Below are 21,453 nucleotides of genomic sequence, written 5' to 3'. Positions count from 1 at the left end.
ACGGATGCTCCTCAGGCGACCAGGTAGGAGGCGGTGACGGCGAGGAAGGCGAGGGCGAAAGAACCCGCGAGCAGCTCGGGCACCTGGAACAGGCGCACCTTGGCCAGGAAGATCTCGCCGATGCTCAGCATCACGCCGAGCACGAGTACCTTCACGGCAATGCTGACGACGCCGACAGCCAGGCCGAGGGCGCTGAAATCCGTGACGACGCCCCACGGCACGGCCAGGTTGCTGACCAGGCCGAGCAGGGCGGCCAGCTTCAGCCAGGAGCCGACCTCGAGCCAGGCCAGGTCGCGCCCGCTCGCCTCGAGGGTCATCGCCTCGTGCAGCATGGTCACTTCGAGGTGGGTACCTGGATTGTCGACCGGCAGACGACCCGTTTCGGCCATGATCGCGATCGACAACGCTACGAGGGCCAGCACGCTGACCGGCGAGATGATGATCTCGGGGGAGAGCAGGCGGGTTTCGACGATGGCAGAGATGGTGCTGGTTCCGGCCGGGATCGACAGGGCGTAGACCGAGAGCAGCAGCGTCGGTTCGACGAGCGCGGCGACCGTCATGTGCCGGCTGGAGCCCATGCCGCCAAACGCCGTACCGCCGTCGAGGCCGACCAGGGCCAGTGCGACCACGCCGATCAGCATGACCGAGACAACGACGAACAGGTCGCTGGGAATGGTCAGGAACGAGATGGTGCCCACGAGTGGAAGCAAGACGCACAGCGACAGGCTCGAGACCGTCAGGGCGACCGGCCCGGCCCGCAGCATCCAGCTGCTCTCGGCGGCGCGCACCGGGTCTTTCGCGAGCAGCTTGCGCAGGTCCCGCCAGGGCTGCCAGATTCCCGCACCGGCGCGACCTTCGATCGTGGCCCGAACCTGGCGGATCACCCCGATCAGCAGTGGGGCGAGGAAGACGAACAGAACGACCTGCACGACGGCGATGATGATGGCGCTGAAGACGGCGTTCATAGCGAGACCACGATCAGCACGATCAGTAGAGCAACGAAGGAATAGGACAGGTAGCGGTGGATGCTGCCGTTGGCGACGTGCCGCACGACGATTCCGTAGCGTTGGAACAGGTTGAGTACCGGCCGATACAGCCGGGTTTCAAAGACGTCCGAGACGCGCTGTTCCACCCGCACCCGTTCCACCAGATAGCGGGACTCGGCCACGTGGGTGACCTGCACGTCACGCGACGGCTTGAGCACGTCGTCGAAGACCCGCACGAGCGGCTCGGCGTAGGAGGTCGCGGTGTACTGCATGCGCGGCCTCGCCCGGGAGCCGCCGCCGCCCCAGGGCAGGTCGACCGTGCGATGCGGATGCCGGCGGGCGGACACGATGATCGAGACGATCACCGGGATGGCGACTAGCGCCGACAGCACGACGAGCATGATCGGGTCGAGCACCGCCCCGATACCCGGCAGCGAGACGCCGCCGAGGCCGATGGACTGCACGGCGGCGCTCGGGTTCGAGCTGACGGTGTGCGCGACGAGCGCGGCAATCGGCCCGGGGAGCAGCCCGAGGGCGAGCACGAAGAGGGCGCCGAGGGCGAGCGAGAGCTGCATGAGCGGCGGCACCTCGCGCGCCTTTGCTGCTTCAGCGCTGCGCGGTCGGGCCAGAAACGCGATGCCGTAGGCCTTGACGAAGGTGAGCAGCGCGAGGCCGGCGGTGAGGGCGATCACGGCGACCGCGAGGGGCATGGCAACGGATGCCGTGACCGAGACGACCGCCCCGTTCAGACGACCGCCGTGAATGAGCGACTGCAGCAGCATCCACTCGGCGACGAAACCGCTCGTGATCGGGATGGCGGCGGCGCCGAGGCTGGCCACGCCGAACGCGGCGGCGGTGACGGGCATACGGGCACCGAGCCCGCCGAGCCGGTCGAGGTTGCGTTCCCCGGTAGCGTGGATGATGGCGCCGGCGCCCAGGAACAGCGTCGATTTGAACGCGGCGTGGCTGACGGCGAGGAGCAGGGCGGCCACGAGCGCGGCATCCGCTGCCGCTGTGGCGTCGTAGCCGCGCAGCAGCAGGCTGGCGCCGAGCCCGAGAAAGACCAGGCCCATGTTTTCGGTCGTCGAGTAGGCGAGCAGAACCTTGAGATCGCTCGACACGGAGGCCTGCAGAATGCCATAGAGAGCGGACGCGCCACCGACCACCATGATGGCGATGCCCCACCAGGCGGGCCCGTCTGGCAGCAGCCGAATGCACACCAGCAGGCCGCCGTAGACACCGATCTTGACCATGGCGCCACTCATCGCGGCCGAAACGTGGCTGGGCGCTTCGGGGAGCACCCGTGGCACCCAGACGTGCAGCGGCACCAGTTCGGCCTTGCCACCGAAGCCGAGCAGGAACAGCACGAACGCCACGTTCGCGGGCCCGGGTTCGATCGCTTGCGGGTTGCTGAAGCTCGTTCCGCCCGAGGCGGCGGCGAGCACGGCGAAGCCAGCCAGAATGAAGAAGAAACTCAGCTGCGACATGGCCGAGTACCAGATTCCCGCCGAGGCGACAGTGGCGCGGCTGGCATGGTCGGCCAGCAGCAGCACGGTGGAGCCCAGGGTCATGATTTCCAAGGCCAGCAGAAACGAGACCGAATCCGTCGCGGCCGGCACGAGCTGCATGCCAACCAGGAACACCGGCATGGCGACCCAGGCGGTGCGGCTCGCGTCGGGTCCATGGGTGGAACTCATCGAGTAGAGCGACACGAGAATGCCGACACCCGAGACGATGAGCATGAACAGGCCGCCGAGGCGGTCGGGGGCCAGCAGCAGTGGGTCCATGGGCAGGGCGATCGAAATGCGCAGGCCACCGGTGCCGCCGAGCATGGCCGCGAGGCCGGTCAGAAAGCCGGTCACCGCGATGAGGGTGCAGAGGATGCCGACCGCCCGCGACCGCAGAAACGGTGCCGCTGTCAGGGCGGTCAGCACGGCCAGCGCGCCGAACCCGAGTTGCAGCAGCAATCCTGCTTCCAGTCCGGTTTGTGGGATCAGTCTCGCTTCGATTTCGGTTTGCAGGAGCAATCCTGCTTCCATTCCGGTCATCGGCCGGTCATTCGGCGCAAGGCTCGCACAATATCGGTCGGCTCTGGCGGGCTGCCCGGCACCTCGATATCCACGTGCACGAAATCGGAAACGGGCCCGATGACGCCGTAACCATCGCGGAAGGCGCCGCCGTGCACGGCGCAATCACCGACCGCGATCACGAACCGGGGCGTGGGGGTGGCCTCGATGGTGCGCAGCAGCGGCTGGGCCATATTGCGGGTCACGCTGCCGACGATGAGCAGCACGTCGGCGTGTCGCGGCGAGGGAACCAGGCGCACGCCGTAGCGTTCCACGTCGTAGACCGGGCCGAACGCGGCTGCCACCTCGAGCGCGCAGTCGTTGCAGCCGCCGGCGTTGATGAAGCGCACCTGCACGCTGCCGCCGAAGACCTGCGCGCCGTCGAACAGGGGCGGAGCGATCGCGGCCGGTTCGGCAATGCGCGCGCCGTGCCGAATAAGCGTGGCCAATCGCAGGAAACTCACACGAGCCCCCGGTCTGCATGGATGTTCACGAAGCTGATGCCTTCTGTGGGGAACCCGACGTCGAAGGGTGACGGGCAGGTGACGGATTCTGCCGTGCGTCTGGTGACGACAAGACGACCAACGCATAACTTCATTACTTCTTTATATAACTATATGAAGAATTTAGCAAATAGATTGTGGCGGGCGGGTACCGCCTACCCGCGTCGGTCGAGCAGTGGAGTGAGCCGATAGGGAATGACCTCGCCCATCGCGAGCGAGGTCTCGGTGCGTTCCACACCATCGCAGGCGAGGATTGTGCCGTCGATGCGAAACAGATCGGCGGCGTCCGTGCAAACCACCCGCACGAGCAGATCGGCCTGCCCGCTCATGCCGTGTGCCTGCACGATCTCGGGGATCAGGGCGAGATCGAGCACGATCTGGGCGAGCCGTTTCTGCTGCACGTGCACCTCGATGAACGCGGTCAGGGGGTAGCCGAGGGCGGCCGGATTGATGCGGCGATCAAAGCCGAGAAAGGCGCCGGAATCTTCCAATCGTTTCATGCGGGCCTGCACGGTATTGCGGGAGAGACCCAGGGTGTCGGCGAGCGCGACGAAGGTGCTGCGCGGGTCGTCCGAGAGCGCTTGGAGGAGCTTGGTGTCGGTCTTATCAAGGCTGTACATAGTGCAAAACATTAACATGGTCTGGCGAGTCTGAATAGGGCACTCTGCTCACTATTTTTGACGGCAGTTGTGCTCTCTGTCTGGTCGACATAGGCTCACGTCAACTTTAGCAATGACGCTCGGAGCGAACCATGATCGATTTCTCCCCCCAGCTGGTGCAGCTTCTCTCGCTCGATGGCGAACGGATGCCCAGCGGCGACTTCGACCCCTGGGTCGCCGACCTTGACGGGCCGGCCCTGCTCGCGCTCTACCGGGACATGGTCGTGGTGCGTCGCATCGACACCGAGGCGACCGCCCTGCAACGCCAGGGCGAGCTGGGCTTGTGGCCGCCGCTTCTCGGCCAGGAAGCCGCCCAGATCGGCTCGGCCCGCGCCCTGCGCAGCGACGACTTCATCTTTCCGAGCTACCGCGAGAACGCGGTCGCGTACTGCCGCGGTGTCAAGGTGAGCGACATCGTGAAGGTCTGGCGCGGCAACGCGCAGTCGGGCTGGGACCCGTACACGGTCAATATGGCGACCCCGGCGATCATCATCGGCGCGCAGACCCTGCACGCCACCGGCTGGGCGCTCGGCGCCCAGCGCGACGAGGTCGACTCCGTCGCCATCGCCTACTTCGGTGACGGCGCCACGAGCGAGGGCGACGTCCACGAGGCCATGGTCTTCGCGGCGAGCTTCCAGGCCCCGGTGGTCTTCTTCTGCCAGAACAACCAGTGGGCCATCTCCGAGCCGGTCGGTGTGCAGGCGCACCGCAACATCGCCGATCGTGCCCCGGGCTTCGGCATCCCGAGCCTGCGCATCGACGGCAACGACGTGATCGCGGTGCTGGCGGCGACCCGCATCGCGCTCGACCGGGCCCGCACCGGAGGCGGCCCCACCTTCATCGAAGCCGTCACCTACCGCATGGGGCCGCACACCACAGCGGATGATCCCACCCGCTACCGCGATCCGGCCGAACTCGCCGAGTGGAAGACGCGCGACCCCGTGCTGCGCCTGCACCGGCTGCTGACCAGTCTCGGTGAAATCACCCCGGAGGTCGAGGCGCAAACGGCGGCCCTCGCCGACGCCGCAGCCGCCGAACTGCGCGCCGGCTGCATCGGCATGGCCGACCCCGAGCCGCTCACCGTCTTCGACCATGTCTACGCGACCCCCAACGCAACCCTCGAACGCCAGCGCAGCGATTATGCCGGCTACCTCACGAGCTTTGGCACGGAACACGATAGTGCCGAACAGAACCGAAAGGCGTGACGACCATGGCCACCCTGATCACCCCGGCAATCGTGTCGACGGTTCCCGGTCTCAATGCGCCGAAACCTACCCCGCTGAGTGAGACGAAGACCCTCACGGTGGCGAAGGCCATCAACGAGGGCCTGCGCCAGGCCATGCTCGATGACCCCAAGGTCGTGCTGCTCGGAGAGGACATCGGCGCCCTCGGCGGTGTCTTCCGCGTGACGAGTGAACTGCTCGCTCAATTCGGTGCTCGCCGGGTCATCGACACGCCGCTCGCGGAATCCGCGATCGTCGGCACCGCAGTCGGCCTCGCCTACCGCGGCTACCGCCCGGTCTGCGAGATCCAGTTCGACGGCTTCATCTTTCCCGCTTTCGACCAGATCGTCAGTCAGGTCGCCAAATTTCACTACCGGACCCAGGGGGCCGTGCGCATGCCGATCACCATTCGGGTGCCGTTCGGCGGCGGCATCGGCGCGGCCGAACACCACTCCGAATCGCCGGAGGCTTACTTCACCCACACCTCCGGCCTGCGCGTCATTGCCGTCTCCAACGCCCAAGACGCCTACAGCCTCATACGGCAGGCCATCGCGAGCGACGACCCTGTGCTCTACTTCGAACCCAAGCGCCGTTACCACGTGAAGGGCGAGGTCGTGCCAGAGCTCGGGCTTGTGATGGAGCGGGCCGTCATCGTGCGACCGGGAACGGATGTCACACTCCTCGCCTATGGCGCGCTCGTGACGACCGCGCGGGACGCGGCGCTCGCCGCTTTCGACGAGGGCATCTCGATCGAGGTCATCGACCTGCGCTCACTGTCACCGGTGGATTATGCGGTGGTGGAGGCATCCGTTCGTAAAACCGGGCGACTCGTTGTGACCCACGAGGCGGCGCAGTCGGGCGGTCTCGGTGGGGAGATCATCGCGACCATCACCGAACGCTGCTTCAGCTTTCTGGAATCTGCGCCGGTGCGGGTCACCGGCTTCGACGTGCCATACCCGCCGGCCAAGCTGGAAAGCCACCATCTGCCCGATCTTGACCGCATTCTCGACGGTGTCGACCGGGTTATGGGGCGACGATGATCAAGGTCTTCAAGCTGCCCGACCTCGGGGAGGGGCTAACCGAATCAGAGATCGTCGCCTGGCTCGTGGCGCCGGGCGATGAGGTCACGCTCAACCAGCACATCGCCGACGTCGAAACGGCCAAGGCCGTGGTCGAGCTGCCGAGCCCGTTCGCCGGAGTCGTGCGCGTGCTGCACCAGCCGGCCGGTGTGGTCGTGCACGTCGGCGAGCCCATCGTCTCGTTCGACATCGGCGGCGCCGCTGAACCCGATTCTGCTCCAACAGCGGATGACGCCGCTCCGACCCCCGCGTCGGGTCCAGCTCCGGCCGAGCAGCGCGAAGCCAACCTGGTCGGCTACGGCGCCGCGGTGGAGAGTGGCGGCCACCCCCAGCGTCGCGCCCGCCCGGGCGCTGCCGCGACCCCTGTGCCGGCGGCCGACCAGGCTGACCAGCGTGTGGTCGCCGTGACGCCTGCTGCGACATCGGCCGGAGAACGCCCGCGCTCGACGCCGCCGGTGCGTTCCCTGGCCCGTGACCTCGGGATCGACCTCGCCGCCGTCACCGGAACCGGACGGGATGGCCTGATCACCCGGGATGACGTGCGTGCCCACGTCACGGAGTCGGTTCCGGCGCCCGCGCTGCACGGGGCCCCGGAATCATTCCCGGAGCAGGGCGCGGTTCTAGGCGCCGCCGAGCGCGAGACACGCTCGCCGATCAAGAGCCTGCGCAAGCTCACCGCGGCGGCCGTGGTGCAGAGCGCGTTCACGGCGCCGCACGTCACCGAGTTTCTCACCATCGACGTCACGCCGACCGTCGAGCTGCTCGATTCCCTGCGCGCGGACCGGCGCTTTGCCGACGCCGGAATCGGAATCCTCGCCGTGGTGGCCAAGGCCCTCTGCCTGGCAGTGGGCCGCACCCCCTCGGTGAACACCCGGTGGGATGAGCGGGCCGGCGAAATCGTGCAGTTCAACCACATCAATCTCGGCATCGCCGCGGCGACCCCGCGCGGGCTGCTCGTGCCGAACATCGTCGATGCCGACCGGCTCGACCTGCGCGGCCTCGCTGCCGCGCTCGCCACGCTCACGACCGCGGCGCGGGCTGGCACGACCACCCCGACGGCGCTGTCCGGGGGCACGATCACCATCACCAATATCGGAGTGTTCGGCATCGACGCCGGCACGCCCATTCTCAATCCGGGCGAGGCGGCAATTCTTGCGATGGGCGCCATCCGCTCGCAGCCGTGGGAGTATCGCGGGCAGGTCGCGCTGCGCAAGGTGCTCACGCTCAGCCTGTCGTTCGACCACCGCCTGGTCGACGGCGAGCAGGGTTCCCGATTTCTCGCCGACATCGGAAGCATCCTCGCCGACCCCGCCCGGGTACTGACCATGGTCTGACGGTTGACCGCGGTGCGGCGGCGGAGGACAGTGGAGACATGAACGCTCACGACGGACTCCTCACCCCCTCAACGACGAAGAAGCAGCTGGCGGGCACGGCTTTCGTGCATCTCGACGGATCCCTGCACGCCACGTTCGCCACGGCGGACTTCGCGTCGGCTCTGGAACTCGTCAACCGGGTCGGCGAGGTCGCCGAGGCCCTGAACCACCACCCCGACGTGCGCCTCGGCTACGGCACGGTGTCGCTCGTGCTGACCTCGCACGATGCCGGGGGAGTCACCGTGCGCGACCTGGACCTCGCGGCCCGTGTGCAGCAGATCGCCGACACCCTCGACGCCTCGGCACGGGCCGAGCCACCAACCCGCTACGACATCGCGATCGACTGCGCCGACGCGGATGCCGTGCGCCCCTTCTGGCGGGTCGGCCTCGGCTACAGCGAGGTCACCGGCGACGATGGTGTAGAACTGCTCGACCCGCGTGGCCTCGCCCCCAAGATCTGGTTTCAGCACATGGAGATCGCCCGCACCGAACGCAACCGTATCCACCTGGACGTCTACGTGCCGAGCGACGCGGCCGAAGACCGGGTTGCGGCCGTGCTCGAGGCCGGCGGTGTACTGCTCAGCGACGAACACGCGCCCGACTGGTGGGTACTCGCCGACGTCGAGGGCAACGAGCTCTGCGTCTGCACCGCAGCCTTCTGAGCTGCTAGAACGGTCGGAGAGCCGTTCGACCGTCGATCGTCGCCTCGGGGCCAGGTCGACCAGACGACCGCCGGCGATCTCGCCGGCGCACCGCTGCGCAGGAAACATGCCCCAACCGAAGCCCAGAGGACCTAGCGTTGCACGGGTGACGACAACTCTGCTGCCGGCCCTGCTGGGACTCGCGACCGGGCTCTCCCTCATCATCGCGATCGGGTCGCAGAATGCGTTCGTGCTGCGCCTGGGCATCGAGGGGCGTAGCCGGGTCATCGTTCCTGTCGTTGTGATCTGCGCGGTGTCGGATGCCGTGCTGATCCTGGCCGGAGTGCTCGGACTGGGGGCGGTCATAGCCGCAGCGCCCGTGGCAATCGTTGTGATCCGCGTGCTGGGCTCCACGTTCCTGATTGCTTACGGGCTGTTGGCGGCTCGCCGGGCGATTCGCCCCGGAGCGCTGCTGGTGTCGGGGGTCGTGGCCCCAACCGGAATGCGGGTCGCGGTCATGTCGGTGCTCGCCCTCACCTGGCTGAATCCACATGTCTACCTCGACACCGTGCTTTTACTGGGTGCCGTCGCGAACCAGCAGGGCACGGCGGAACGCTGGTGGTGGGCCGGAGGCGCCATTACGGCCAGCGTCATCTGGTTCTCGGTACTCGGCTTCGGGGCGCGCCTACTCCGCCCGTTGTTCGCCAGGCCGGCATCGTGGCGGGTACTCGATGCTGTGATTGCCGTCGTGATGATTGCCCTCGGCGTGCGCCTGGCACTCGGGTATTAGTTCACGCCTGAACGTCATGCGCCGGGCAGGCCGAGGGCTGCGAGGGCCATCTCCTCGAGCAGGGCGCGCACGGCGGGCTGCACCGAGGCGCGTGCGCTGTGTGGTGTCGAGTTCACCAGCCCGAAGGTCGCGTGCGCGCGAATGCGCAGTTGTGCCTCGTCGACCGTCGGGTGCACTCGTTGAAGCACCTGCACCCAGAGTTCCACGTACTCGCGCTGTAGGGCCCGCACCCGATGCCGGTCCGACACGGCCAGGCTGTCGAGGTCGCGGTCCTGCACGCGGATCACGTCCGGATTCGCCAGGGCGAAATCAACGTGAAAGCGCACGAGGCAGTGCAGGGCGGTCGCGGCATTCGTCGTCGCTATGACAACGGTGCGGCCCCCGGCGACGAGGTCCTCGCTCACGCCGACCAGCAGGGCCGCGAGTACGGCCTGCTTGCCGGTGAAATGGCGGTATACCGCCGGTCCGCTCACTCCGACGGCGGCACCGAGGTCTTCGATCGAGACACCGTTGAAGCCCGAACGCGCAAACAGCGTGGCCGCTGCGCCGAGCAGGGCGGTGCGCCGGTCGGCCTTGGCCTGGCTGCGCGGAGTGGACGGGCTCTGTTTGCTGGACATTTCAGTTAACAATAGCTAACCTGATCTGAGTTACCGATCATTAACTGTGATTGGCGCCAAGTCGAAGGAGACGCGGGCCGGGATGCACGTACTCACCAGTGAGCTCGATCACAACGCCCCGACCTTTCAAGCCAACGACACCGAGCAGCGCGCCCTCGTCGCCGATCTCCGCCTGCGCCTCGCCGCGGCCGCGCTCGGTGGTCCGGAGGCCTCCAGGCAGCGGCACATCGCGCGCGGCAAGCTCCTCCCGCGGGAGCGCGTCGATCGCCTGCTCGATGAGGGCAGCCCCTTTCTCGAAATCGCGCCGCTCGCCGCCACCGGCGTCTACGACGACGACAGTCCCGGCGCCGGACTCATCGCCGGAATCGGCCAAGTGCACGGCCGCCCCGTGCTCGTCATCTGCAACGACGCCACAGTCAAGGGCGGCACCTACTACCCCCTCACTGTCAAGAAGCACCTGCGCGCACAGGAGATCGCCGCCGAGAACCGGCTGCCGTGCGTCTATCTCGTCGATTCCGGCGGCGCCTTCCTGCCGCGTCAAGACGAGGTCTTTCCGGACCGTGACCATTTCGGTCGTATTTTCTACAATCAGGCACGGCTGTCAGCAGCCCGCATTCCACAGATCGCCGCGGTGCTCGGCTCGTGCACGGCCGGCGGCGCCTACGTTCCCGCGATGAGCGACGAAACCGTGATCGTGCGCGGCCAGGGCACCATCTTTCTCGGCGGACCCCCCCTCGTCAAGGCCGCGATCGGTGAGATCGTCTCGGCCGAGGATCTCGGCGGAGGTGACCTGCACTCCCGCGTTTCCGGCGTCACTGATCACCTCGCCGAAAACGACGAACACGCCTTGCAGATCGTGCGTGACATCATGTCGACCCTGCGCCCGCCTGCCAGGTCCGCCTGGCCCGTGCTGCCCGTGCGCGAGCCAGCCGCACTAACCGCCGACCTCTACGGCGTCGTCCCCGTCGACGTGCAGCAGCCCTACGACGTGCGCGAGGTCATCGCCCGACTCGTCGACGCGAGCGAGTTCCACGAATTCAAAAAGGAATACGGCACCACCCTCGTCACCGGGTTCGCCCACCTGCACGGCCACCCGGTCGGTATCGTCGCCAACAACGGCATCCTGTTCGCCGAATCAGCGCAGAAAGGCGCGCACTTCATCGAGCTGTGTGACCAGCGCGGCATCCCGCTGATCTTTCTGCAGAACATTTCCGGCTTCATGGTCGGTAAAGACGCCGAGGCCGGCGGCATCGCCAAACACGGCGCCAAAATGGTCACCGCCGTTGCCACCACCCGCGTCCCCAAACTCACCGTCATCATCGGCGGCTCGTTCGGCGCTGGTAACTATTCCATGTGCGGCCGCGCCTACTCGCCGCGCTTTCTGTGGATGTGGCCCGGCAGCCGCGTGTCGGTGATGGGTGGCCCGCAGGCCTCCGCGGTCCTCGCGACCGTCAAACGCGAACAGATCCAATCGCGCGGTGAGGAATGGCCGGCCGAGGCCGAAACGGCGTTCAGGAAGCCGATCGCCGAGCAGTACGAAGAACAGGGGAGCCCGTACTATTCAACCGCCCGGCTCTGGGACGACGGCGTCATCGACCCGGCCGACACCCGCACGGTGCTCGGCCTCGCCCTCGGCGTCTGCTCAGCCGTACCCCTGCCAGAGCCCGCCTTCGGCCTGTTTCGGATGTGAACTGATGCCCCGGAACACCCTCTTCGATACCGTGCTCGTCGCCAATCGTGGCGAGATCGCCTGCCGCATCATGCGCACCCTGCGCGCGCGGGGCATCCGCTCGGTTGCCGTCTACAGCGACGCCGACCGTGCAGCCAGACACGTGCAGCTGGCGGATGCAGCGGTGCGTATCGGCCCCGCCGCTCCGGCCCAGAGTTACCTCAGCATCGACGCCATTCTCGCCGCCGCCGCGCAAACCGGCGCCCAGGCCATTCACCCGGGCTACGGGTTCCTCAGCGAAAACCAGGCCTTCGCGCAGGCCTGCGCTGACGCCGGCCTTGTCTTCATCGGGCCGAGCGTCAACGCGCTGGCCGTGATGGGCGACAAGATCCGCTCGAAGAACCACGTCGCCAGCTTCGGTGTGCCGATCATTCCGGGAATCGCGCGCCCGGGGCTCAGCGACGAAGAACTCATCCGGGCCGCGTCCGAGGTGGGGTATCCGCTGTTGATCAAGCCGTCCGCCGGCGGCGGCGGCAAGGGCATGCAGATCGTGGAGAGCGCCAACAACCTTGCCGACGCTCTCCTGACGGCCCGCCGCATCGCCGGGACGGCGTTCGGCGACGACACCCTCTTTCTGGAGCGACTCGTGGCCACTCCGCGCCACATCGAGGTGCAGGTGCTGGCCGACAACTACGGCGCCGTCATCCACCTCGGTGAACGCGAGTGTTCATTGCAGCGTCGACACCAGAAGGTCATCGAAGAGGCACCGTCGCCGCTGCTCGATGCAGCGACGCGGGCTCGCATCGGCGAGGCCGCGTGCGCTGCCGCCCGCAGCGTCGACTATCGCGGAGCTGGCACCGTCGAATTCCTGGTCGCCGCCGACGTGCCCGACGAGTTCTTTTTCATGGAGATGAACACCCGCCTGCAGGTCGAGCACCCGGTCACCGAACTCGTCACCGGCGTCGACCTGGTCGACTGGCAGTTGCGCATCGCCGCGGGGGATCCGCTCACCCTCCACCAAGTGGATGTCCGCCTGAGCGGGCATGCAATCGAGGCGCGGGTCTACGCCGAAAATCCCGATCGAGACTTTTTGCCGATGACCGGCACGGTGCTGGCCCTACGCGAGCCGGTCGGCGACGGCATCCGTGTCGACAGCGCATTGCTGCCGGGCCTTCCGATCGGCAGCGCGTACGACCCGATGCTGGCCAAGGTCATCGCCTGGGGCTCCGACCGGGACCTCGCCCTCGCCCGTCTCGACCGTGCCCTCGCCGACACGCTCGTACTCGGCGTCCATACCAATCTGGAGTATCTTCGCCTGCTGCTGAACGAACCCGCCGTGCGCGCCGGGCAGCTCGACACCGGATTGATCGAGCGCACCCTGCCGCACCTGGCTTTCCGGCAGGCCGACGACCATGTGCTCGCGGCCGCGGCTCTTCTCCTGCATGCTGCCACCGAGCCCGAGACGTCGATCTGGCAGCGGCCGAGCGGCTGGCGCCTCGGCGAGCACCGACCCGCCCGGTATACGTTCAGTGTGGACACTGCCAGCGTGCTCACCGTCGGCGTTCTCGGGGATCCGGGCGCAGCATCCGTCACTGTCAGCGAGCACCCGTCGGCCGTCGGCCGCCTCGCGACCGTGGGCGCCGACCGGATCCGCGTCGAGTTCGGGGGCGTGACGCGACTGTACGACGTGGCACGCACCGATAGCCACCTGCATCTCGGCCACGACGGTGTCGCCTTTGACCTGGGGTTGCCCAGCCGCGCCGAGCAACTGGCGGAGCTGCTCACCGGTCGCAACCGGGTTGCGGGCACACTGCGCCCTGAGGTGCGCTCCCCGATGCCGGGCACCGTCGTCTCGGTGCCGGTCAGGACCGGAGACCGGGTGGTCACCGGGCAGACCCTCGCCACTATCGAGGCCATGAAAATGGAGCACAAACTCGTGGCGACCCTGCCGGGCACGGTCACCATCACCGTCACCCCCGGCGATCTCGTGAGCCTCGACCAGATCGTCGCGACAGTCACCCCCGCGCCCGCCGACCCCGCTGCCGAACCCGGCACCCGTCCACACCCAGACCAGGGAGACCACGAATGAGCTACGAACTCAGCCCCACCCAACAGGCCCTCAGCGATCAGGTGCGCGACTTCGCCGACACCGTCGTCGCCCCGGCCGCCTACGAGTACGACACCAAGCGCAGCCTGCCCTACGGCATCATCGACCAGATGGGCGCGATGGGATTGTTCGGCCTGCCTTTTCCGAAGGAATACGGCGGCCAGGGCAGCGACTACTTCTCACTCTGCCTCGCCGTCGAACAGCTTGCTCGCGTCGACCAGAGCATCGCCGTCACCCTCGAGGCCGGCGTGGGCCTTGGCATCATGCCGGTCTACCGCCGTGGCACCGAGGAGCAGAAGCAGGAATGGGTTCCGCTGCTGGCCAGCGGAAAAGCGCTCTCGGCCTTCGGACTCACGGAAGCGGATGCCGGCTCCGACGCCGCCGGAACCAAGACCACCGCAGAACTCGAGGGCGGCGACTGGGTGATCAACGGCAGCAAGCAGTTCATCACCAACTCCGGCACCGACATCACCCGGCTGGTCACGGTCACCGCGGTCACCGGCCAGTCGACCCGCCCGGACGGCTCGGTCAAGAAGGAGCTCACCGCCATCCTGGTGCCGACCCCGGCTGCAGGTTTCACGGTGCTGCCCGCCTACGACAAGGTCGGCTGGCACACCTCCGATACGCATCCGCTGATCTTGGACAACGTGCGCGTGCCAGAGGCCAACCTGCTCGGCGAGCGTGGCCGCGGGTTCGCTAACTTCGTGCAGACCCTCGACGAGGGACGCATCGCTTTCGCGGCGCTGTGCGCCGGCGCGGCCCAGGGCTGCCTAGACGAGTCGGTGCGCTACGCCAAGAGCCGCAACGTGTTCGGTCGCGCCATCGGATCCAACCAGCACATCGCCTTCAAACTCGCCCGCATGCAGGCACGCGTGCACAGTGCCCGACTCGCCTACTACGACGCGGCGCTGACCATGATCAGCGGTCGCCCGTTCAAGATGGAGGCGTCGATCGCCAAGATGATCGGCAGCGAAGCAGCCATGGACAACGCCCGCGACGCCACCCAAATCTTCGGCGGCTACGGCTTCATGAACGAAAATCCGGTCGCCCGGCACTATCGTGACTCTAAAGTGCTCGAACTGGGCGAGGGTACGACCGAGGTGCAGCTCATGGTCATCGCACGATCGCTCGGCTTCGCGGCCTGATATGCCTGAGCGGCCCGATAAGGCTGAGCGGCCCGATAAGGCTGAGCGGCCCGATAAGGCTGAGCGGCCCGATAAGGCTGAGCGGCCCGATAGAACTGAGGAGAAGCGGATGCCCGACCCCGGTACCCCCGACGCAGAGACTCACGCCGGTCCGCCCAGCGTCGGGGGGCGCTACCCGGTCGAACAGCGCGGCCTCTTCTTCGAGGAGTTCGACGTTGCCGCCCTCTACCAGCACCGTCCCGGTCGCACGGTGACCGAGGCCGACAACGTGCTGTTCACGACGATGACCATGAACACCCAGGCGTTGCATCTCGATGCGGCCTGGTCGGCCACCCAGCCATTCGGCGAGCGGCTGGTGAATTCGATGTTCACCCTCTCGACCATGGTCGGCAGCTCGGTCGCCCAGCTCACCCAGGGTACGATCGTGGCCAACCTGGGTTTTTCGGCCGTGACCTTTCCGCATCCGCTTCATCACGGCGACACCCTGTACTCGGAGACCATCGTCACCGACAAACGGCTCTCCAACAGCCGCCAGGGGCAGGGGATCATCACGCTCGAACACACCGGCCGCAACCAGCACGGGGTCGTGGTCGGCACGGCCGTGCGCACCGTGCTGGTCTGGTGCCGGGAGGCAGCGCTATGAGCGGCCCGTTCGAGGGCGGCCCCCCCGATGACCCGTTCGATCAGGATTTTGACGCGGCTGGCCCCGACCCCTTCGACGACAGCCCCTCCGGGCTCAGCCCGTTCACCCCGGCCCCGTTCACGCTCGGGCCCGCCCTGCTGTTCTGCCCGGCCGACCGGCCCGAACGCTACGCGAAGGCGGCCGAGCGCGCCGACGCCGTCATCCTCGACCTCGAAGATGCCGTGGCGCCCGCCGACCGGGCCGCTGCGCGGCGCGCGCTGATCGAGCATCCGCTGCAGGCGTCCCGCACGATCGTGCGTATCAATCCGGCCGATAGCATCGATTTCGCGCTCGACCTGGCCGCGCTCGAGCGCACGGACTACCGCGACGTCATGCTCGCCAAAACTGTCAGCGCCGGCCAGGTCGAACAGCTCGCTGAGTACCGGGTGATCGCCCTGTGCGAAACCGCCGCCGGCATCGTCTCGGCGATGGAGATTGCCGCCGCACACAACGTCGTCGCGCTCATGTGGGGTGCCGAAGACCTTATCGCCTCACTCGGCGGCACGTCCAGTCGGTTTCCCGACGGACGCTACCGGGACGTCGCCCGCCAGGCCCGCGCGCTGGTGCTGCTCGCGGCCGGAGCCCACGACAAGGCCGCCATCGACACCGTGCACCTTGACATTACCGATGTGGCCGGACTCGCGTTCGAGGCAGCGGATGCCGTCGCGAGCGGATTCACCGCCTCGGCCTGCATCCACCCCAGCCAGGTCGCCGTTGTTCGCTCGGCCTACCAGCCGACCACTGCCGAAGTCGACTACGCCCTCGGACTGCTCGAGGCCGCCGCGAGTGCGCGCGGTGTCTTCCAATATGAGGGCCGCATGATCGATGGCCCGGTTCTGCGTCATGCCGAGGCCGTATTGCGTCGAGCAGCTCGCTGAGCCCGCCTTGTGAGCCCTCGATCGCGCGAGGGGTCAGGCGACCTTGTCGGCCAGGACCTTTTCGATCGCGTTGACGATCTCCGGCGACTCCGGCTCCACCGACGAGGCGAAGCGGTCCACGATCACACCGGCAGGTGTCACCAGAAACTTCTCGAAGTTCCATTTGATCAGTCCGGGGAACAGTCCCTGCTTGAACTTCGTCAGCTCTGCATAGAGCGGATGCTGGTGCTTACCCCGCACATCGACCTTGGCCGTCATCGGAAAGGTCACCCCGTACGTCATCCCGCAGAATGCCGCAATGTCGTCTTCGCTGCCGGGCTCCTGTCCCATGAACTGGTTGCTCGGTAATCCCAGCACGACCAACCCATCGTCGGCGTAACGCTGGTACAGCGCTTCGAGTCCCGCGTACTGCGGGGTGAAGCCGCACTTCGATGCCACGTTGACGACGAGTATCGCTTTGCCCTTGAAGGCGCCGACGGTGGTTTCGGTTCCATCGATGAGGGTGAGGGGAATGTCGTACAGCGCGGAAGCAGTCATATCGAGAACTTATCGATCCAATCTCCGAGCTTGCTGCACGATGTCTGTAGCTGCACGATGTCTGTCCAGCTGCACGATGTCTGTGCCTGTCTGGCTGCACGATGTCTGTCTAGCTGCGCAATGCCTGTGTAGATGGTGTGTTTTCCCCGACGGGCGACGCTGTCACCTAGTCTGGTATCAGTTCAGAAATCATGGCGATCCATTAGAGGATCCGGGTTTCTCAGCCCGCGCGGCGCAGCGCATTTCTCGCCGAACGGGCCAACACCCCAGTTTCACTCGAACCAGTCAGCCAAGGAGCGCACCTAGCGCATTCCTGCGGACACTCGAGTGGTCTGGGTCATGTCATTGCTCTGGCCCCCGGTCGGCATCCGTTATCACCAGATCGCACCAGGAGCATCATGAATTCTTACGTATCGCACACCACCGCCCGTACCACCCTGCCCAACGAGTTCATCTCCCACACCGCACGGCGTATGGTCACCGGCAGCGGCAGCGGCTACGTCAGCGGAACCGCGCAGCACCTCGACGCCGGTGAGTATGTGTCGCGCCGCCGCGTGACCTCGGTGCCGACGCCTCGCGTCGCGACGTCACAGCTGGCCGACAGCCGACACTTGGCCGCGGCAGCCTAAGCCAGCACGTTCCGGTCGCGCCGGAATCGACAGACCGAAAGAGGGACTTCGCCCAGCGGAGTCCCTCTTTTGCTGTCTCTACGCGTCGCACCGGCGGCACCGAAACGACGGTCGCCGACGCGCCGGTACACTAGAGACGTATCTGGCCGGTATTTCGATTGCCCGCCAGGCATGACACGAGGTACGCGTATGCGCGCTGAGGCCCCCCTGAGTATTTCTCGCAGGCTTCGCATGCCCGAGCTCGGTCCCCACACACCTGGACATGCAGTACCGCAGACAACGAAATGAGATTCATGAATAACCACTACCTCGACCTGAGCACTCCGCCGGCCCTGCCGGCTCGCGGCATGCGCATCATCCCGCTCGGAGGTCTCGGCGAGATCGGCCGCAACATGACCGTCTTCGAGCACAAGGGAAAGCTGCTCATCATCGACTGCGGCGTTCTCTTCCCCGAAGACAACCAGCCCGGCATCAACGTGATCCTGCCCGACTTCACGGCCATCCGGGACCGTCTGCAGGACATCGAGGCCATCGTGCTCACCCACGGCCATGAAGACCACATTGGCGCCGTCCCCTACCTGCTCAAGGAACGCGGCGACATTCCCGTCATCGGCTCCAAGCTCACCCTGGCCTTCCTCGCCGCCAAGCTGCAGGAGCACCGCCTCAGCCAGAACTTCATCGAGGTGAAAGAGGGCGAGCGCCGCACCGTCGGCCAGTTCGACCTCGAGTTCATCGCCGTCAACCACTCCATCCCCGACGGACTGGCCATCGCGATCCGCACCGAAGCCGGCCTCGTGCTCGCCACCGGTGACTTCAAGATGGACCAGTTCCCGCTCGACAAGCGTCTCACCGACCTCGGCGCCTTCGCGCGTCTGGCCGAAGAGGGCGTCGACCTGTTCATGACGGACTCGACCAACGCCGAGGTTCCCGGCTTCACCACCGCCGAGAAGGACATTGGACCGGCGATCGACACCGTGTTCCGCACCTCCCCGCGCCGCATCATCGTGTCGAGCTTCGCGAGTCACGTGCACCGCATCCAGCAGGTCATCGACGCTGCCGTCAAGCACAACCGCAAGGTGGCCTTCGTCGGCCGTTCCATGGTGCGCAACATGGGAATCGCGAGCGAGCTCGGCTACCTGAATATTCCCAAGGGCCTGCTCGTCGACATGAAGGCGCTCGAGCGCATGAAGGACGACAAGGTCGTTCTCATCTGCACCGGTTCGCAGGGCGAGCCGATGGCTGCCCTCTCGCGCATGGCGAACCGCGAGCACGTGATCAAGATCGGCGAGGGCGACACCGTGTTGCTCGCGAGCTCGCTGATCCCCGGCAACGAGAACTCCATCTACCGCGTCATCAACGGCCTGATCCGTTGGGGTGCCAACGTCGTGCACAAGGGCAACGCCAAGGTACACGTCTCCGGCCACGCCAGCGCCGGCGAGCTCGTCTACTGCTACAACATCGTCAAGCCGGTCAACGTCATGCCCATCCACGGTGAATGGCGTCACCTCACGGCCAACGCCGACCTCGCCATCCAGACCGGTGTCCCCGAAGAGAACGTCATCGTCGTTGAAGACGGCGTCGTCGTCGACCTCATCGACGGCCACGCCAAGGTCACCGGGCGTGTCGTCGCCGACTACATCTTCGTCGACGGTATGACCGTCGGTGGCGCATCCACTGCCGCGATGGAAGACCGTCGCAAGCTCGCCGAAGACGGCACCATCACCATCCTCGGCATTCTCAACGCCAAGACCGGCACGCTCTCCGAGCCCGTCGAGTTCCTGGCGCGCGGATTCGTGCACGACGACGAGTGGGTCAAGGGCGCGACCAAGGTCATCGATGAGGCCATGAAGGCCGCGAACCGCATCAAGATCGTCGACGGCGCCGAGCTCGAAGACCTCTTCACGCAGTCGGTGAGCCGTTGGATGAACCGCAAGTACCGTCGCAGCCCGGTTATCACCTCCGTGGTCGTCGACGCGTAACCAGCACCGACAGACACGCAAAAGGCCGCGTCCTCTACGAGGATGCGGCCTTTCTTTTTCATCGAACCAGTTACATGAAGTCGTCGGCCGTGGCGTTGGCAATGTCGATCAGCACGAGCTTCGGGTTCTCCTTGGAGATCGCCTGCAACCGCCACGGGGTGCTGAACAGAGCGAGCAGCGTGCCGTCCGAGCGGGTGAAGACTTCCACCTGACGGGTTCCAGCGAGCACGAGCGCGCTCTCCCTGTCAGTCTTGCGGGCCACCTGGTACGGGAGCGCTTCCATGCGGATATCAGCGTGGAAATCGTGCACCATGCGGTCTTCGACGACCTCGAACTGCATCGGACCGACCGCTCCGAGCACCGGTGCCTGTTCGCCGCGCACCTCGGAGCGCATCACCTGGATGATGCCCTCATGGTCGAGCTGGTCGATGCCACGGCGAAACTGCTTGTGCTTGCTGCTGTCGACCGGACGAATCGCTCGAAAGTGTTCGGGGGAGAACAACGGGAGCGGCGGAAACTCCACGCGCTCGTCTTCGAAGATCGAGTCGCCCACGCGCAGCGCCGACGCGTTCACCAGCCCGACGATGTCGCCCGGCCAGGCCTGGTCCGTGACGGTGCGTTCCTTACCGAAGAGCTGCTGGGCGTATTTGGTGGCAAAGGGGCGACCGGTTGCCGCGTGGGTGACGACCATGCCACGTCGAAATTCGCCGGAGCAGACGCGCACGAAGGCCACGTGGTCGCGGTGCGCCGAGTTCATCCCGGACTGCACCTTGAAGACGAAACCGGAGAACGGGGAGGTGACCTTGCGCGGGTTGCCGTCGATGTCGATGCGGGCTTCGGCGGGCGGTGCGAACTCGACCAGGGTGTCGAGCAGCTGCTGCACCCCAAAGTTTGCTACGGCGGCGCAGAACAGCACCGGGGTGGTCTGCCCGTCGAGGAACAGCTCGGAGTCGTGATTCTGGGACTCCGCGTCGAGCAGTTCAGATTCTTCGACAGCGGATGTCCAGGCCGGGCCCTCCTCAATCGCCGCGTCGGCCGCATCCAGCCGCACCGATTCGGCCACGGTCGCGCCGCCCGCGGTGCGGGTGTAGCGCAGAAAGTCGCCCGAGCGGCGATCGAGCACGCCGCGCAGGTCGCCGGCTTCGCCGACCGGCCAGTTCAGTGGAGTCGGCAGCAGTCCGGTGCGGGTTTGGATCTCATCCATCAGGGCCAGGGGAGCGTCGCCAGGGCGGTCCCACTTGTTGATGACGGTAATGACGGGAAGCCCGCGCTGTTTGCAGACCGCGAACAGCTTCATCGTCTGCGGCTCGAGGCCCTTGGCCGCGTCGACGAGCATCACCGCGGCATCCACTGCGGACAGCACTCGAAACGTGTCTTCGGAGAAGTCGGCGTGGCCGGGGGTGTCGACCAGGTTGATCACGGCGTCGTGGTATTCGAACTGAATCGCGGCGCTCGTCACGGAGATGCCGCGGGCCTTTTCCATCTCCATCCAGTCCGAGACGGTGCCACTGCGGCCGGCCTTACCGTGCGTGGCGCCGGCGGAGGTGATTGCGCGGGCGTGCAGCAGCAGGGCTTCGGTCAAGGTCGACTTGCCGGCGTCGGGGTGGGAGATCACGGCGAAGGTGCGGCGCCGGAGGGCTTCACGGGGAACCTGGGGGTTGGGCACGTCGGCGAGGGTGGTCATGGCTGCTTTCCTGCGGCTGGTTCGGGCAGGATACCTCGCCAGCAATCAGTCGATTCGGTGGCCGGCGGCCCAGGGCGGATGTGCACCTGCACATTCGGCCCAATTTTCGCGCAACGGCAAGTCTAACAAATCAAGCGTGTACCGACTTGCGGGCCCCGGCCGACTCGCAAAACACCAGTCGCAGAAACTGCGCGCATGCGGCTGGT

The 21,453-nt window shown here is 66.6% G+C and carries 19 protein-coding genes; 12 read left to right on the top strand and 7 right to left on the bottom strand.

Features of this window, described 5'->3' with window-relative positions:
- Positions 1–11 precede the first annotated feature (11 nt).
- The 4 genes from E3N85_RS13045 to E3N85_RS13030 form a co-directional block, all read right to left on the bottom strand.
- On the bottom strand, positions 12–965 hold the full coding sequence (locus tag E3N85_RS13045) for a respiratory chain complex I subunit 1 family protein (RefSeq protein WP_134463853.1): 954 nt from the start codon (positions 963–965) through the stop codon (positions 12–14).
- Positions 962–3,034 (bottom strand): proton-conducting transporter membrane subunit, encoded by a 2,073-nt coding sequence (locus E3N85_RS13040; RefSeq protein WP_198412112.1) that lies wholly within the window; start codon positions 3,032–3,034, stop codon positions 962–964. The genes E3N85_RS13045 and E3N85_RS13040 overlap by 4 nt, the downstream gene beginning before the upstream one ends.
- Positions 3,031–3,516 (bottom strand): NADH-quinone oxidoreductase subunit B family protein, encoded by a 486-nt coding sequence (locus E3N85_RS13035; protein ID WP_241978497.1) that lies wholly within the window; start codon positions 3,514–3,516, stop codon positions 3,031–3,033. Before E3N85_RS13035 ends, E3N85_RS13040 begins: the two co-directional genes overlap by 4 nt.
- A 194-nt stretch (positions 3,517–3,710) precedes the next feature.
- Positions 3,711–4,175, bottom strand: coding sequence for an Lrp/AsnC family transcriptional regulator (locus E3N85_RS13030; RefSeq protein WP_134463849.1), 465 nt, complete (start codon positions 4,173–4,175; stop codon positions 3,711–3,713).
- A gap of 131 nt (positions 4,176–4,306) precedes the next feature.
- Between E3N85_RS13030 and pdhA the strand changes: the two genes are divergently transcribed.
- From pdhA to E3N85_RS13005, 5 genes are all read left to right on the top strand, one after another.
- Positions 4,307–5,419 carry a pyruvate dehydrogenase (acetyl-transferring) E1 component subunit alpha gene (gene pdhA / locus E3N85_RS13025; protein WP_134463847.1) on the top strand — a complete coding sequence of 371 codons (1,113 nt, stop codon included), beginning with the start codon at positions 4,307–4,309 and terminating at the stop codon, positions 5,417–5,419.
- 5 nt (positions 5,420–5,424) lie between these two features.
- The gene (locus E3N85_RS13020; RefSeq protein WP_134463845.1) at positions 5,425–6,477 is read left to right on the top strand and encodes an alpha-ketoacid dehydrogenase subunit beta; all 1,053 of its coding nucleotides are present in this window, start codon (positions 5,425–5,427) and stop codon (positions 6,475–6,477) included.
- Positions 6,474–7,850 (top strand): dihydrolipoamide acetyltransferase family protein, encoded by a 1,377-nt coding sequence (locus E3N85_RS13015; protein ID WP_134463843.1) that lies wholly within the window; start codon positions 6,474–6,476, stop codon positions 7,848–7,850. Before E3N85_RS13020 ends, E3N85_RS13015 begins: the two co-directional genes overlap by 4 nt.
- Positions 7,851–7,888: 38 nt before the next feature.
- On the top strand, positions 7,889–8,551 hold the full coding sequence (locus E3N85_RS13010) for a VOC family protein (protein ID WP_134463841.1): 663 nt from the start codon (positions 7,889–7,891) through the stop codon (positions 8,549–8,551).
- Positions 8,552–8,696: 145 nt separating this feature from the next.
- The gene (locus tag E3N85_RS13005) at positions 8,697–9,320 is read left to right on the top strand and encodes a LysE/ArgO family amino acid transporter (protein WP_134463839.1); all 624 of its coding nucleotides are present in this window, start codon (positions 8,697–8,699) and stop codon (positions 9,318–9,320) included.
- Positions 9,321–9,334: 14 nt separating this feature from the next.
- Here the strand turns inward: E3N85_RS13005 and E3N85_RS13000 are convergent, their stop codons facing one another.
- The gene (locus E3N85_RS13000; RefSeq protein WP_134463837.1) at positions 9,335–9,937 is read right to left on the bottom strand and encodes a TetR/AcrR family transcriptional regulator; all 603 of its coding nucleotides are present in this window, start codon (positions 9,935–9,937) and stop codon (positions 9,335–9,337) included.
- A gap of 82 nt (positions 9,938–10,019) precedes the next feature.
- On the opposite strand from E3N85_RS13000, the gene E3N85_RS12995 reads away from it, so the two are divergent.
- The 5 genes from E3N85_RS12995 to E3N85_RS12975 all read left to right on the top strand — a co-directional run bounded on the left by E3N85_RS12995 (position 10,020) and on the right by E3N85_RS12975 (position 16,418).
- Positions 10,020–11,627: a carboxyl transferase domain-containing protein gene (locus E3N85_RS12995; RefSeq protein ID WP_134463835.1), complete on the top strand. Its 1,608-nt coding sequence runs from the start codon at positions 10,020–10,022 to the stop codon at positions 11,625–11,627.
- A gap of 4 nt (positions 11,628–11,631) precedes the next feature.
- Positions 11,632–13,695, top strand: coding sequence for a biotin carboxylase N-terminal domain-containing protein (locus E3N85_RS12990; RefSeq protein ID WP_134463833.1), 2,064 nt, complete (start codon positions 11,632–11,634; stop codon positions 13,693–13,695).
- Positions 13,692–14,858: an acyl-CoA dehydrogenase family protein gene (locus E3N85_RS12985; RefSeq protein WP_134463831.1), complete on the top strand. Its 1,167-nt coding sequence runs from the start codon at positions 13,692–13,694 to the stop codon at positions 14,856–14,858. Before E3N85_RS12990 ends, E3N85_RS12985 begins: the two co-directional genes overlap by 4 nt.
- A gap of 109 nt (positions 14,859–14,967) precedes the next feature.
- Positions 14,968–15,501: a MaoC family dehydratase gene (locus E3N85_RS12980; RefSeq protein WP_134463829.1), complete on the top strand. Its 534-nt coding sequence runs from the start codon at positions 14,968–14,970 to the stop codon at positions 15,499–15,501.
- Positions 15,498–16,418 carry a CoA ester lyase gene (locus tag E3N85_RS12975; protein WP_134463827.1) on the top strand — a complete coding sequence of 307 codons (921 nt, stop codon included), beginning with the start codon at positions 15,498–15,500 and terminating at the stop codon, positions 16,416–16,418. The genes E3N85_RS12980 and E3N85_RS12975 overlap by 4 nt, the downstream gene beginning before the upstream one ends.
- Before the next feature lie 33 nt (positions 16,419–16,451).
- Here E3N85_RS12975 and E3N85_RS12970 read toward each other — a convergent pair whose 3' ends face one another.
- On the bottom strand, positions 16,452–16,955 hold the full coding sequence (locus tag E3N85_RS12970; protein WP_134463825.1) for a glutathione peroxidase: 504 nt from the start codon (positions 16,953–16,955) through the stop codon (positions 16,452–16,454).
- Between the two features lie 398 nt (positions 16,956–17,353).
- Here E3N85_RS12970 and E3N85_RS12965 point away from each other — a divergent pair, with 398 nt between their 5' ends.
- Positions 17,354–17,584 (top strand): hypothetical protein, encoded by a 231-nt coding sequence (locus E3N85_RS12965; protein WP_134463823.1) that lies wholly within the window; start codon positions 17,354–17,356, stop codon positions 17,582–17,584.
- 293 nt (positions 17,585–17,877) lie between these two features.
- A complete protein-coding gene (locus tag E3N85_RS12960; RefSeq protein ID WP_134463821.1) occupies positions 17,878–19,563 on the top strand; it encodes a ribonuclease J in 1,686 nt (561 codons plus the stop codon).
- 70 nt (positions 19,564–19,633) lie between these two features.
- Here the strand turns inward: E3N85_RS12960 and E3N85_RS12955 are convergent, their stop codons facing one another.
- Entirely contained in the window at positions 19,634–21,247 is a 1,614-nt protein-coding gene (locus tag E3N85_RS12955; protein WP_134463819.1) for a peptide chain release factor 3, read from the bottom strand.
- Positions 21,248–21,453: the final 206 nt, after the last annotated feature.

The sequence above is a fragment of the Cryobacterium sp. Hz9 genome, from assembly GCF_004402825.1.
GTDB classification, from domain to species: Bacteria; Actinomycetota; Actinomycetes; order Actinomycetales; family Microbacteriaceae; genus Cryobacterium; species Cryobacterium gelidum.
Note: the sequence above shows the minus strand (reverse complement) of the source record. Positions and strands in the feature narration are given on the sequence as shown.

What these genes read in the sequence shown, in the direction of transcription:
- E3N85_RS12965 (WP_134463823.1), top strand. Translation starts at nt 17,354, where the DNA reads ATGAATTCTTACGTATCGCACACCACCGCCCGTACCACCCTGCCCAAC.
- E3N85_RS13000 (WP_134463837.1), bottom strand. Translation starts at nt 9,937, where the DNA reads ATGTCCAGCAAACAGAGCCCGTCCACTCCGCGCAGCCAGGCCAAGGCC.
- E3N85_RS12970 (WP_134463825.1), bottom strand. Translation starts at nt 16,955, where the DNA reads ATGACTGCTTCCGCGCTGTACGACATTCCCCTCACCCTCATCGATGGA.
- E3N85_RS13020 (WP_134463845.1), top strand. Translation starts at nt 5,425, where the DNA reads ATGGCCACCCTGATCACCCCGGCAATCGTGTCGACGGTTCCCGGTCTC.
- E3N85_RS12985 (WP_134463831.1), top strand. Translation starts at nt 13,692, where the DNA reads ATGAGCTACGAACTCAGCCCCACCCAACAGGCCCTCAGCGATCAGGTG.
- E3N85_RS13040 (WP_198412112.1), bottom strand. Translation starts at nt 3,034, where the DNA reads ATGACCGGAATGGAAGCAGGATTGCTCCTGCAAACCGAAATCGAAGCG.
- E3N85_RS12995 (WP_134463835.1), top strand. Translation starts at nt 10,020, where the DNA reads ATGCACGTACTCACCAGTGAGCTCGATCACAACGCCCCGACCTTTCAA.
- pdhA (WP_134463847.1), top strand. Translation starts at nt 4,307, where the DNA reads ATGATCGATTTCTCCCCCCAGCTGGTGCAGCTTCTCTCGCTCGATGGC.
- E3N85_RS13045 (WP_134463853.1), bottom strand. Translation starts at nt 965, where the DNA reads ATGAACGCCGTCTTCAGCGCCATCATCATCGCCGTCGTGCAGGTCGTT.
- E3N85_RS12990 (WP_134463833.1), top strand. Translation starts at nt 11,632, where the DNA reads ATGCCCCGGAACACCCTCTTCGATACCGTGCTCGTCGCCAATCGTGGC.
- E3N85_RS13015 (WP_134463843.1), top strand. Translation starts at nt 6,474, where the DNA reads ATGATCAAGGTCTTCAAGCTGCCCGACCTCGGGGAGGGGCTAACCGAA.
- E3N85_RS13010 (WP_134463841.1), top strand. Translation starts at nt 7,889, where the DNA reads ATGAACGCTCACGACGGACTCCTCACCCCCTCAACGACGAAGAAGCAG.
- E3N85_RS12975 (WP_134463827.1), top strand. Translation starts at nt 15,498, where the DNA reads ATGAGCGGCCCGTTCGAGGGCGGCCCCCCCGATGACCCGTTCGATCAG.
- E3N85_RS12955 (WP_134463819.1), bottom strand. Translation starts at nt 21,247, where the DNA reads ATGACCACCCTCGCCGACGTGCCCAACCCCCAGGTTCCCCGTGAAGCC.
- E3N85_RS12980 (WP_134463829.1), top strand. Translation starts at nt 14,968, where the DNA reads ATGCCCGACCCCGGTACCCCCGACGCAGAGACTCACGCCGGTCCGCCC.
- E3N85_RS12960 (WP_134463821.1), top strand. Translation starts at nt 17,878, where the DNA reads ATGAATAACCACTACCTCGACCTGAGCACTCCGCCGGCCCTGCCGGCT.
- E3N85_RS13030 (WP_134463849.1), bottom strand. Translation starts at nt 4,175, where the DNA reads ATGTACAGCCTTGATAAGACCGACACCAAGCTCCTCCAAGCGCTCTCG.